Genomic DNA, 12,480 nt, shown 5'->3' with positions numbered 1-12,480 from the left:
GTCCGATCTTAGTACTTTCCACGTTAAACCGGATATTCCGTCATGCCTGCGGGTACGCCGAACGCAAATATTCCTGGTGCCCGATATGATCTGCGATTACGCGGGCGTCATACCACGCGCCCCACACGAACCCCGAGCCCACGCGCATTTGCCTGGGCAATCCGAGAAAAAGCAAGCCGGGTATCGCGGTGATCCCTCGCCTGTGGGCGATGCGGCCACGGTCGTCGATGAGTTCCGGCATGTTGAGCCACGAAATGTCCGGCCGATAGCCAGTTGCCCAGATTATGGTGCCGATCGACTCTTCAGCAACGCTTATCGACGAAGGCCCAGCCCCAGGTAGATCACCGATGTCATGCGCCTGCGGTTCCTCGGGGAGGTCGAGTTTGCGGGTGGCGATGAAGTCATCTATTTGAGTCAAGAAATTGCGGTAGTACAGGTCTCCGTGGGCGATGGTGTCGGCGAGTGAGTCGTCGAAAAGCAAGTGCCCGTCGTTTGAGCCCGTGATACGTCCAACTAGCGTTGCTTCAAGATTTCGGTAGTCAAGGGTGCGTCCGCCGTACGCACCGCTCATCAGGATGCTAGGGGTTCCTCCTGCGGGGATGTTGACGGATTCGTAGTGGTTAAGCACTCCTGTCCACCACACGACATCCCGGCCACGGTAGGTGCGAGGAACACGAGAATGGGTGCCTACGGAGATGAAGACTTTTCTTCCCGCAGCGATGAGCTCTTCGGCGATTTGGTAGGCAGATGTTCCACCGCCGACAACGACAACTGCACCGGGTGCGAGGACTGCGGGGTTGGAGTAGTCCACCGAATGTAGGTTGTTCACCCCTGCGATCGGAGGCAAGGGCATCTTTGGTACCTGTGTTGCTCCGGTTGCAACGACCACGTATCGCGCTTGTACCTCTCCCCTTGTTGTGGTGATGAGAAAGCCATCTCCGCAGCGCGTGACTTCATTAGCTGCGGTGTGCTCATAGACAGTTAGTCCCTGTTCGGCAACGTAATTCTCTAGGTAATCGGCGATTGTATTTTTCGGCAGGTAGGAGTGCGGATCAACGCCTGCGATCGGCTGGTCAGGGTAGCTGCTGGCCCACGCAGGGCCGTTGGTAACGAGGTTATCCCAGCGTTGGGTCCGCCAAGCTTCTGCGATGCGCGCTTTTTCCAACAACACGTATGGAATTTCGTGTGTTGAGAGGTGCCGAGCAAGTGCGATGCCGCCTTGACCCGCCCCCAAGATGGCGACAGTTGTGCGACTCGGTAGTGGTGTCATGGTCGTCACGATACGGCAATGCAGGAAAATTTTCGATTATTCACAATTAACCATAAGGGGTAGACAGGGGGAACATATGGAATTTTTTCCCGCTTTCAGTTGCACAGATCACACATCTTCCCCTAGTTTAGTTATTGATGATTAACTGAAATGCTTCCACTACCGAAAGGACTCCGCGATGCGCATCGTCGTTCTCGTCAAAGAAGTTCCCGATACATACGGAGAGCGCACCCTCAACCTCGAGACTGGTCTTGCCGATCGAGGCGCAACTGAGGCTGTACTCGACGAAATTAGCGAGCGCGCTGTCGAAGCTGCACTCAGACTCGCCGACACCCAAGCAACCGATGTCCAGATTGATGTCATGTCGATGAGCCCAGAATCCGCCTTACCAAGCATCCGCAAAGGCTTAGCCATGGGTGCCCATGAGGCGGTGCACATTGCCGACGAATCTCTTGCAGGCGCAGACGTCACGCTCACGGCTGAAGTACTCGCAGCAGCAATCCAGCAGCGTGGCTACGACCTCGTGGTGTGCGGCAACGTCGCCACCGATGGCAATGGAGGAGTGATCCCTTCGATGATCGCTGAACACCTCGACCTTCCCCAACTCACCGGACTCACCAATATTGCATCTGACGGTTCGAGCGTCACTGGAGAGCGTGACGACGACTTTGGCACCGCTCACCTCACCGCAGAACTGCCTGCAGTCGTCTCCATAACCGAGTCTTTCCCCGATGCACGTTTTCCCAATTTTAAGGGCATCATGGCGGCGAAGAAGAAGCCACTCACTACGTTGACGTGCGCGGACCTTGGTATCGACCCCGAGGATTTCTCCACGCCTCGATCCATCATGACCGAAGTGTCTCAGACCCCGCCACGAGAAGCAGGCACCAAGATTGTCGACGACGGCACCGCCGTCGACCAGCTAGTCACCTTCTTGTCTACGAACAAACTCATCTAAAGGAGCTCGCCATGTCTTTCGCACCAGATTCTATTCTCGTGATTGTCGAGTCCACCCCAGAAGGTGGCCCAGCCCCCTCCGCCGCAGAACTGCTCGGTGCAGCATCCAGCATCGGTACCCCAGTAGCACTCTTCCTCGGCCGCGAGTCGTCGCCAAGCAATAATGAGATCGCCAGCCAACTCGGGGCTATTGGCGCTGACCAAGTTCTCGTCGCGCAAAAATCCGAGTCCACGCTCACCGTCCCTGAAACCGACGCCGTCTGCGCTGCTATTGACGCGGTTCAGCCACAAGCAGTGCTGATCGCCAACTCTGTCGAAGGCCGCGATATCGCTTCCCGCGCAGCAGTACGTCAGAAGCGTGCTCTCTCTACCGATGCCACGGGAGTCGCGCGCGACGATCAAGGCATCCTCTTCCATCACGGCGTTTTCGGCGGCAGCTTCACGGTCACCTCTGCGCCTACCTTCGATGCTCCGATTGCAACAATCCGTCTGGGTGCTGTCGACGAGCGTGCTGGTGCGGCTGCCGGAACACTCACCGAGCTCCAAGTGGAAGCCTCCGGACGGCGCGCAGCAACCATCACTTCGCACGAGCCAGCTCCAGCGAACACCGAGCGCCCGTCGCTTCTCGGAGCCAAGAAGGTCGTTTCCGGCGGCCGTGGTTTTGGTTCCAAGGAAGGGTTCCAACCGGTCTACGACCTTGCCGATGCACTCGGTGCCGCAGTTGGTGCTTCTCGCGCCGCCGTCGATGCCGGATACATCGAGCCAAGCGCCCAGGTAGGACAAACCGGAGTTTCCGTCTCGCCCGATCTCTATATTGCACTGGGAATTTCAGGTGCAATCCAACACCTCGCGGGAATGCAGACCGCAAAGAATATCGTCGCAATCAACTCGGATCCCGAGGCGCCGATCTTCGACATCGCCGATTTCGGGATCGTCGGCGATATCTTCGACATCGTGCCAAAACTCACCGAAGCTATTATTCAGCAGCGCGGGTGATCAACATGACTTCCTCAATTAGAGTCCGCCGAGGTCTTCCACGCCACCCCGGTGCCGCTCCGTGGCCGCCCGTCGATGTGGTGGATTTGGATCGCGTTGTCGTCGATAAGGCTCCGACGCCTAACGCCGAACCTGTGGAACTTGCCCCTTCCGCCCCACAGTTCGAGGTCACACTGCGCCGAGGTCTTCCCCGCGTCCCCGGTGGCGACGGCTGGCCTCCGGTCGAGGCCACCCAGATCACGACTGCCCCGGGAGAAGTCGAAGAAGTCGCATCGGCACCTGTCATTGCAGAACCTGTTCGTCAAGGCACAATGCAGTCCGTCTCCCTGCGACAAGGACTTCCCCGCGTCCCTGGGGGTGCGCCGTGGCCGAGCGCAGTTCAGGCCGAACGAATGGTGTACTCCGTTGTCGAATCAGATGCACCTGCAATAACGTCAGAGCCAGAAGAAACTAGGCCTACCCAGAAGGTTTCCAACGCGAAGCCTGCTGACGCGCAAAAGGAACCTACTTCGACTGCTCAACCTAAGCCGACGAAGTACGGCATGTTCACCAGAAGCCAGTGGATCGCCGTGGGACTAGCAGCACTCGTCGGCGCGATCGCCCTGGTCGCGGCACTCGTTTGGGGTGCGCGTTCTTTCGTAAGTTCCGCTAATGGCACGGCTTTCATCGCCGAGCACCCAGGTCACGCACCTCTCCCCGAAAACGCACCCGTGGGATTTCCAGCATGGCTGGCATGGTCGCATTTCTTCAACGCGTTCCTCATGGTTCTCATCATTCGCTCCGGTATCCAGATCCGTGGCGAACGTAAACCACCAGCTTTCTGGTCGCCGCGCAAAGGCGGGGCAAAGATCAGTCTCACTATCTGGTTCCACATGGCGATGGATGCACTGTGGGTTTTCAACGGATTGTTGTTTTTCGTCCTGCTCTTCGCTACTGGGCAGTGGATGCGCATCGTACCTACCAGCTGGGATGTCTTCCCCGCTGCTGCGTCCTCAGCTTTGCAATACTTCACACTCGATTGGCCGACGGAAAACGGCTGGGTGCATTACAACGGCCTGCAGCAGATCGCGTACTTTGTCACGGTCTTCATCGCCGCCCCATTAGCAATCGCGACCGGTTACCGCATGAGCATGTTTTGGCCAAAGGACAATGATGCTTTAAACAAGGCCTACCCAGTCGAAGTCGCCCGCAAGCTGCACTTCCCAGTGATGATCTACTTCGTCATCTTCATCATCACCCATGTGTTCCTCGTCTTCGCCACCGGCGCGCTACGCAACCTGAACCACATGTTCGCAGCCCAAGGCTCCGTCGATCCATCTGAGTATGCAAATAACTGGCTCGGCTTCATTCTGTTCGTTGTTGCAACGCTCATTACCGTGGGCGCAACAATTGCGGCTCGGCCGATGCTTCTTGCGCCAGTTGCCCGAATTTTCGGCAATGTGACCATGCGCTAAATCTTGCTTAACGACGATTAATCCCCCGGAGGTCGCACCCTCCGGGGGATTAATCGTGTCTGGGTCTAGTTCACCCGTCGCAGTGTGATGCTCTGCTCCGCGCGACCGACTGGCCCTTCCACGTCGTGAAGAACTGAGCTGGTCAGACCAACTCCTTCGCTTCCCCAGGTAACCGTGGTATCTAAGCCTGTCCAGGTGCCTTTTGGCTGGCGGAATAGGTGCACAGTGAGATCGACGTTTGGGTAGGCCCACTCATTGGGTTCCTGGCGCGCAGCGATCCCATTTGCGATGTCGATCCGGCTGAAAAACTCTGCAACAGCGTTTCGCTCTTCGCCATCAACTATCTGGTTCGGTGAAGTCAGCCACGTTGCCGCCCGCCCAGGCCGAGGTACTAACGCATGGCGCGCGTGCACCTGCTTTAGGTGGCCACCTTCCCAGATCTCGGACAGCACCCTTTCCGGGCAATCGTCCGGGTTCGGCAGAAACGGAATCTCGCAGGCAGCTGCCGCTTCCGTTTCCGCAGGTTCAAGAAACCAAATGCGGGCCACGATCGCGTCTCGGTCACCCAACCGCACGGTCGTCTGCACTAGCTCAATCTGCCGGCCTGGGCGGATAGTTTTAACGCTTATCTCTACTTCTCCGTACGGCAGCCTGCCCAAGATGTCGTAGCTTACCCGGCTGATGTGCCTGCTATCGTCGCCACGCACCCGTAGTGTTTCGTGGACGATCAATCCTGCCAGAGAGGCGAAGTGGAAGTCCTCGGCAGACCATGCTCCCTCAGTATTTCTGGTCGGCGCAAAGGTAGTCGAGCCTGTGCGGGTGAACATGAAGTCTTCAGTCATTTTCTGTCCTTTCGAGCGTTTCTGTATGTGCGAAATCCGCAGCACCCGAAGGTACTGCGGATCCCTGCTAATTTCGACGATTCCCTTTAGTCGCGGTACAGCAAAAGTGCGTCGCCCTGCCCGCCACCACCACATAGGCTTACGCCGGCTTTGCCGGTACCCCGACGCTGCAGCTCATATGCAGCTGTCAGTGTCAGACGAGCCCCCGAGGCACCAATCGGGTGCCCAAGAGCAATAGCGCCACCGTAGATATTGCATTTGTCGGCCGAATAGTTCAGTTCGCGCAGTGATTTCACGGCAACTGCACCGAATGCCTCGTTGATTTCAATGAAATCCAAGTCCTCGGCTTGCCAATTGGCTCGTCGCAAAGCTTCTTTGAGCGAATCGGCGGGCTGGGCGTGCAAGGAATTATCCGGTCCTGCGGTTTGCCCCGCTTCTCCTAACACCGCGAGGTACTCCAGATTGCGTTCTTCGGCCCACGAACGTCGCGCGAGAACCACAGCTGCTGCACCATCAGAGATCGGAGAAGCATTTCCCGCTGTAATCGTGCCGTCTTTGGTAAACGCTGGTCGCAATGCCGAGAGGGTCTCAACGGTAGTTTCCGCTCGAATCCCTTGGTCAGTGTCCACAACGATGGGGGCTCCCTTCCGTTGTGGAATCTCCAGCGGCGCGATCTCGGCCGCAAAGATTCCCGCGTCTTGAGCTGCAGCCGCACGTTGGTGAGAGCTCGCAGCGACCTGGTCTTGATCCTCACGTGAGATGCCTAGATCGGCGATGGGTCCTTCAGTAAGCACACCCATCGAACACTGATCAAAGGCATCCGACAGACCGTCCCGCTCCAACGTATCCTCGAGCTGCAATGCGCCATATGCCTTTCCTTTACGCACCCCATGAGCGACGAATGGCGCGTTGGTCATCGACTCCTGACCACCGGCAACGGCAACATCGCACTCGCCAAGACGGATCATTCGTGCTGCTTGTATGACCGCCGTAAGGCCTGACAGACATACTTTGTTAATCGTCTCGGCCGGAACGCTCCACGGCAAACCAGCTTTGATCGCGGTCTGCCGGGCCGGGTTCTGCCCTTGGCCTGCCTGCACCACCTGACCGAGGACGACAAATCCAACATCACCAGGGACTACCCCGGCTCGTTCCACCGCGTTTTTCACCGCGTGGGCACCAAGTTCGACTGCATCAAGACCGGCAAGTGCGCCGAGCATTTTACCCTGCGGTGTACGTGCTCCACCAAGGATGACAACGTCATTGTTCTTGTTTGTTTGAGACATGAGTTAGTACTCCACTTCATCTAGTTCGACGACGAAATCAGCTTCAGTGTTGGCCTCGATATCCTTGATGGTGATGCCAGGAGCAAGCTTGCGTAGAATCAGCAGGTCTTCGCCGACATCGAAGACCCCCATGTCCGTAATGATGCGATCGACAACGCCGGCGCCGGTCAATGGGAGGTCGCACCGGTGTCGCAGCTTCGGCGATCCATCGCGAGCAACATGATCTGTCACAACAAGAACCCGTGGGGTTCCAGCGACCAGATCCATCGCGCCTCCCATGCCTTTGACCATCTTCCCGGGAATCATCCAGTTGGCTAGATCGCCATTCTGAGCAACCTGCATGGCACCGAGCACGGCCATTTTCACTTTGCCGCCTCGGATCATTCCGAAGCTTGTCGCAGAGTCAAAGGTAGAAGCGCCCGTTTGCAACGTAACCGTTTGCTTACCTGCGTTAATCAGATCCGCGTCTTCCTCACCTTCGAATGGAAACGGGCCCATCCCAAGGATGCCATTTTCACTTTGCAAGATCACGGAAACGCCTTCTGGGAGATTGTTCGCCACGAGCGTAGGAATTCCGATTCCTAGGTTGACGTAGTCGCCGTCTTTCAGTTCTTTAGCTGCCTCGGCAGCCATCTGGTCGCGGGTCCAACCAATAGTCGCGGTAGTCATCTAGTTCTCCTTTACCTTCGGACGGGTTGTCGCCTGCTCAATCGGCTTTTCGCGATCGTCAGCCTGAACTACGTGGTCAATATGCACTCCAGGGGTCATGACCAGATCGGGATCAATTTCTCCCAGTGGCAGGATCTCCTCACACTGCGCGATAGTCACCTGGCCGGACTCTGCACAAAGAGGATTGAAATTGCGGGCAGTGCGACGGTACACAAGGTTCCCGCCCACGTCGCCGCGCCAAGCATGCACTAGTCCCACGTCCGCGACGATGCCTCGCTCCATGACGTAGTGCTGGCCATCAAACTCCGCAGTCGGCTTTCCTTCCGCGATTACCGTGCCGTAACCAGTCGCAGTGTAAAACGCGGGGATGCCAGCGCCGCCTGCGCGGAGTCGTTCGGCCAGTGTGCCCTGCGGATTAAACTCCACTTCCAGCTCTCCCGCCAGATACTGTCGCGCAAACTCCTTGTTTTCACCGACGTAACTCGACAGCACCTTGGAAACTTGGCCATTTTCAAGCAGGATGCCCAGGCCCTTGCCATCGACGCCCATATTGTTGGATACGACCGTCAGATTCTTTCGCCCAACATCGCGCAACGCTTCGATGAGCAAGAACGGCACACCACAGAGCCCGAATCCACCAACAGCGAGTGTCATTCCGTCGCTGACGGTATCTGCGATGAGGTCCTTCAGCATTTCAGACGCAAAAGTCTTGTTCAGTGTCATTTAGATCCACCCCAGAACCTTCGGTGCCATTTCGCGCAGATCCACCTTGCGTACCTTGCCGGATACCGTCATCGGGTAACTCTCGACTACGTGGATGTAGCGTGGCACCTTGTGGCGAGAGAGCTTGCCGTGGGCGAACTCCGCTACTTCGTCAGCAGTGAGATCGTCGACGCCGTCGCGCAAAATGACATACGCCATGATTTCTTCGCCGTACTTGTCGTCAGGAACACCAATAACCTGGGCATCGACTACGTCAGGGTGGGTGAAAAGGAATTCTTCAATCTCACGCGGGTAAATGTTTTCACCACCGCGGATAAGCATGTCCTTCAAGCGACCAGTAACCGAAAGGTAGCCCTCGTCGTCCAGCACACCGAGATCTCCGGAGTGCATCCAGCCATCCTCGTCGATGGCCTCTGCCGTCTTTTCTGGGTGCTCCCAGTACCCTTTCATGACCGAGTAGCCGCGCACGAGAATTTCACCTTGCTCGCCAAGTGCCACCGGTTCGCCGGTTTCTTCGTCGACAAGCTTGCACTCGAGGTGTGGCATAATCTGGCCGACCGTGGTCACGCGCTTGTCCAGCGGTGCATTGGTGCGGGTTTGGAACGATACCGGTGAGGTTTCCGTCATGCCGTAGCAAATGGTGATGTCCTGCATACCGAAATCGTCCATGACCTCGCGCATCGTCTTAGTCGGACACGAGGTGCCAGACATAATGCCGGTTCGCAACGACGAAAGGTCGTAGGGGCTGCCGTACTCGCGGTGGTCTTCCGCCTCGTCGAGCTCCTGGATGAACATGGTCGGCACACCGTAGAGGGAGGTTGCCTTAGCCACTTGGACGGCCTTCAGGGTTTCTCGGGACTTAAAGGAGGGCGCTGGGATAACCATGCAGCCTCCGTGCGACAAGATCGCGATGGTTCCCATCACCATGCCGAAGCAGTGGAAGAAAGGCACCGGGGTAACAACACGATCTTCTTCGGTGTAGTGCAGGTTTTCACCTACAAAGTATCCGTTGTTCAAGATATTGCGGTGGCTCAGCGTCGCACCCTTTGGAAATCCGGTGGTGCCCGAGGTGAACTGGATGTTTACCGGATCGTCGTTGTGCAGATCCTTAGTGTGCTCGCTCAGATCATCGATGTCACCGTGCATCGCGTCGTACCACTCGGTGGAGCCGAAGTAGATGATGCGCTCAAGGTTTACTCCGCGCTGTTTGCGCGCCTCATTGAGCATGGTGCGGTAGTCGGAGTCCTTGAAACGCTGCGCCGCAAAGACCATCTTGACGCCGGCTTTCGCTAGTACATAATTCAGTTCCGACTGGCGGTAAGCAGGGTTAATGTTCACCAATACTAAGCCAAGGTGGTGGCAGGCCCACTGCACAATAAGCCATTCCCAGCGGTTGGTGGACCAAATACCGACACGGTCGCCTTTGCGGAAACCATGACGGATGAATGCGCTGGCCAAACGAAGAACGCGGTTGTAAAAGCGCTCGTAGGTAAAGGACACGTCCGCGTAGACATCGATGATGCAGTCGCGGTGCGGGTAACGCTCAACCACCGAACGAAGCATTTGTCCTAACGTATCTTCGCGCAAAGGCGGTGCGCCTTGATCAACACCTGGACCCTTAACCCATGAGATTCTGTTCCCTGCTTCGTCCACGGCGATCGATCCATTAGATACTGGGGTGAAATCGTAGCTGCAGCTAGTCATTGTCTTTTCTGCTTTCTTGATTGGAGAGAGTGAGTTGTAAGTGGTTAGATCCCGGCGCGACGCACAATAGCTTGGGCCTGGCGGAATAGTGGTTCATCAACCATCCGGCCTTCGAAACTAAAGGCTCCGCGGTTGCTTTGGGCCTCACGCAAGAGACGAGATGCCCAGTCGATTTTTTCTTCGCTCGGACGAAATTCTTCGCGAATGATCTCCACCTGTGAAGGGTGAATGCAGCAGGTGCCCGCATAACCGAGGGCCGCCGCATCTGCGACTTCTGCGCGGAGGCCTTCAGTGTCCGGAATGTTGACGTAAACGGAGTCCAACGCGGCCTTTCCATACGCTGCCGCCGCCACCTGAACGTGTGCACGCGCGTATTTTGGCAACATACGGTAGGTGCCGTCAGCTGTGCGCGACGAGGTCCCGCCAAGCCCAGCGACCAGATCCTCGGCTCCCCAAAACATTGCAACCACCGCGTCGTGAGCCGCAATCTGTTGCGCGTTGAGCACCCCGAGAGGCGTTTCGACGAGCGCAATGATCTGTACCTCTGGCAGGGCTTTGGCTAAGGTGTCGACGTTGTTTTCCGATTCCGCTTTCGCCAGCATGACTGTTCGGTATCGAGTGGTTGCTAGGGCCCGGCAGTCCAAGACAAATTCGTCCGTTGTCGTGGGGTTCACACGAACGATGACTTTGTCTGGATCAAGCTCTGAATCCTGGATGTTAGCCCGAGCCTCCTCGCGGTTTTCTGGTCGGCAGCCGTCTTCGAGGTCGAGGATGACCATGTCAGATCGTTCTGCGGCTTTGGCAAACCGCTCTGGACGATCCGCAGGTGCGAACAAGAGCCCTGGCCCAACTGGATTCCACTGGTTCGTCATCATTGGTTTTGCGCCCCTCCTGCTTCCGGGTCACACTGCACCAAAGTGGATCGCACAGCCTTGCACACAACGTCGCCCTTTTGGTTGCGCCCAATGTGCTCCAACTCGACGATGCCCTGTCCTGGACGAGACTTGGATAGACGCTTTCCTACGCACACTGTTTCTGCATACAAGGTGTCGCCGTGAAACATGGGGTTGGGAAAACTGATCTCGGTAAATCCCAAGTTGGCAACAATGGTGCCCAAAGTCAGCTGGGAAACCGACAGTCCGACGACGGTAGACAGCGTCCACATGGAGTTGACTAGGCGCTGGCCGCCAAAGCCCCCCTGCTGCGAAGACCAATGTGCGTCGAGGTGCAGCGGCTGGGTATTCATAGTCAGTGTGGTGAACACGACGTCGTCTGCTTCGGTTACGGTGCGGCCTGGTCGGTGAAGATAGCGAGTGCCTTCCTGGTATTCCTCAAACCACAGTCCGCGCTGTACTACATCAGTCATGGCAGATTCCTTTCCGAGTCTCTACAGTCCAAGCTCGCGTGCAATCAGCATGAGCTGTACCTCGGAGGTGCCCTCGCCGATCTCTAGGATCTTGGAATCACGGTAGTGTCGTGCCACGCGGTATTCGTTCATAAATCCGTAGCCGCCATGGATTTGGGTAGCGTCGCGCGCATTATCCATCGCAGCCTCGGAGGCGATCAGCTTGGCGATGTACGCCTCCTTGCGGAAGTCCTCACCTGCGATCATTTTCGCGGCGGCGTCCATCCATGCGAGGCGTGCTGCGTGGACACGAGCCTCCATGCGCGCGACCTTGAAGGAAATCGCCTGGTACTCGCTGATCTTGCGGCCCATGGAGACGCGCTCGTTGGCGTACTTGACAGATTCGTCAACACAGCCCTGGGCCGCACCGGTGGCAAGCGCTGCGATAGCAACACGGCCTTCAGTGAGGATGTGCAGGAAGTTGGCATACCCACGTCCGCGCTCGCCAAGCAAGTTTTCCTTTGGCACTCGTGCGTTGGCCAGAGTCAACGGGTGTGTGTCAGAGGCATTCCAGCCGACCTTGTCATACGCGGGTTCAACGGTGAATCCTGGAGTGTCCGACGGCACAATGATGGCGGAAATCTCTTTCTTGCCGTCCTCGCGCTGTCCGGTGACGGCGGTGAAGGTAACCAAGGAAGTGATGTCTGTCCCGGAGTTCGTAATAAACTGCTTGGAGCCGTTCATCACCCACTCGTCGCCTTCTTCTACCGCGGTGGTGCGGGTTGCGCCTGCGTCCGAGCCAGCGTCGGCTTCGGTAAGACCAAAGCCAGCTAGCTTGGTTCCAGAAGTCAGGTCGGGAAGGTACTTCTGCTTCTGCTCCTCGGTTCCGAAGTGATAGATCGGCATGGCGCCCAAGCCAACGCCAGCTTCGAGTGTGATGGCCACTGATTGGTCAACTCGCGCGATTTCCTCCAGAGCGATGCCAAATAGCAGGTAGTCGCCATCCATACCGCCGTACTGTTCAGGGAAAGGGAGGCCGAACAGGCCCATTTCACCCATCTGGGAGACAACTTCGTATGGGAAGGTGTGGTCTTTATCGTGTTGTGCTGAGACCGGATCGATGACTTCGTTGGCAAATTCGCGGACGACGTTTTGCAGCTCGCGGTACTCTTCTGGCAGCTGGGAGATGTTGAGGTCAGACATGTTGTGATTCCTTTTCTTGTGCTGTGTGAGG

At 57.0% G+C, this 12,480-nt stretch carries 12 protein-coding genes; 3 read left to right on the top strand and 9 right to left on the bottom strand.

Annotation, left to right across the window (positions count from 1 at the left end):
• Nucleotides 1-40 precede the first annotated feature (40 nt).
• A complete protein-coding gene (locus QP027_RS03115; protein WP_284825916.1) occupies nucleotides 41-1,270 on the bottom strand; it encodes a flavin-containing monooxygenase in 1,230 nt (409 codons plus the stop codon).
• A 178-nt stretch (nucleotides 1,271-1,448) separates the two neighbouring features.
• On the opposite strand from QP027_RS03115, the gene QP027_RS03110 reads away from it, so the two are divergent.
• The 3 genes from QP027_RS03110 to QP027_RS03100 are packed head-to-tail and all read left to right on the top strand — an operon-like array spanning nucleotide 1,449 to nucleotide 4,677.
• Entirely contained in the window at nucleotides 1,449-2,228 is a 780-nt protein-coding gene (locus QP027_RS03110; protein WP_284825914.1) for an electron transfer flavoprotein subunit beta/FixA family protein, read from the top strand.
• Nucleotides 2,229-2,239: 11 nt separating this feature from the next.
• On the top strand, nucleotides 2,240-3,223 hold the full coding sequence (locus QP027_RS03105) for an electron transfer flavoprotein subunit alpha/FixB family protein (protein ID WP_284825913.1): 984 nt from the start codon (nucleotides 2,240-2,242) through the stop codon (nucleotides 3,221-3,223).
• 5 nt (nucleotides 3,224-3,228) lie between these two features.
• Nucleotides 3,229-4,677, top strand: a complete 1,449-nt coding sequence (locus QP027_RS03100; protein WP_284825911.1) for a cytochrome b/b6 domain-containing protein — start codon at nucleotides 3,229-3,231, stop codon at nucleotides 4,675-4,677.
• Nucleotides 4,678-4,742: 65 nt separating this feature from the next.
• Here the strand turns inward: QP027_RS03100 and QP027_RS03095 are convergent, their stop codons facing one another.
• The 8 genes from QP027_RS03095 to QP027_RS03060 all read right to left on the bottom strand — a co-directional run bounded on the left by QP027_RS03095 (nucleotide 4,743) and on the right by QP027_RS03060 (nucleotide 12,449).
• Entirely contained in the window at nucleotides 4,743-5,519 is a 777-nt protein-coding gene (locus QP027_RS03095; protein ID WP_284825910.1) for a thioesterase family protein, read from the bottom strand.
• Nucleotides 5,520-5,605: 86 nt separating this feature from the next.
• Nucleotides 5,606-6,805, bottom strand: coding sequence for an acetyl-CoA C-acetyltransferase (locus tag QP027_RS03090; protein ID WP_284825908.1), 1,200 nt, complete (start codon nucleotides 6,803-6,805; stop codon nucleotides 5,606-5,608).
• A 3-nt stretch (nucleotides 6,806-6,808) separates the two neighbouring features.
• Nucleotides 6,809-7,474 carry a CoA transferase subunit B gene (locus tag QP027_RS03085; protein WP_284825906.1) on the bottom strand — a complete coding sequence of 222 codons (666 nt, stop codon included), beginning with the start codon at nucleotides 7,472-7,474 and terminating at the stop codon, nucleotides 6,809-6,811.
• Entirely contained in the window at nucleotides 7,475-8,197 is a 723-nt protein-coding gene (locus tag QP027_RS03080) for a CoA transferase subunit A (RefSeq protein WP_284825905.1), read from the bottom strand.
• Nucleotides 8,198-9,901, bottom strand: coding sequence for an AMP-binding protein (locus QP027_RS03075; RefSeq protein WP_284825903.1), 1,704 nt, complete (start codon nucleotides 9,899-9,901; stop codon nucleotides 8,198-8,200).
• Nucleotides 9,902-9,945: 44 nt separating this feature from the next.
• Entirely contained in the window at nucleotides 9,946-10,776 is an 831-nt protein-coding gene (locus tag QP027_RS03070; protein ID WP_284825902.1) for an HpcH/HpaI aldolase/citrate lyase family protein, read from the bottom strand.
• Entirely contained in the window at nucleotides 10,773-11,267 is a 495-nt protein-coding gene (locus QP027_RS03065) for a MaoC family dehydratase (protein ID WP_284825901.1), read from the bottom strand. The genes QP027_RS03070 and QP027_RS03065 overlap by 4 nt, the downstream gene beginning before the upstream one ends.
• A 21-nt stretch (nucleotides 11,268-11,288) precedes the next feature.
• Nucleotides 11,289-12,449 carry an acyl-CoA dehydrogenase family protein gene (locus tag QP027_RS03060; protein ID WP_284825899.1) on the bottom strand — a complete coding sequence of 387 codons (1,161 nt, stop codon included), beginning with the start codon at nucleotides 12,447-12,449 and terminating at the stop codon, nucleotides 11,289-11,291.
• Between the last annotated feature and the right edge of the window lie 31 nt (nucleotides 12,450-12,480).

The organism is Corynebacterium breve, assembly GCF_030252165.1.
Lineage (GTDB): Bacteria > Actinomycetota > Actinomycetes > Mycobacteriales > Mycobacteriaceae > Corynebacterium > Corynebacterium breve.
Note: the sequence above shows the minus strand (reverse complement) of the source record. Positions and strands in the feature narration are given on the sequence as shown.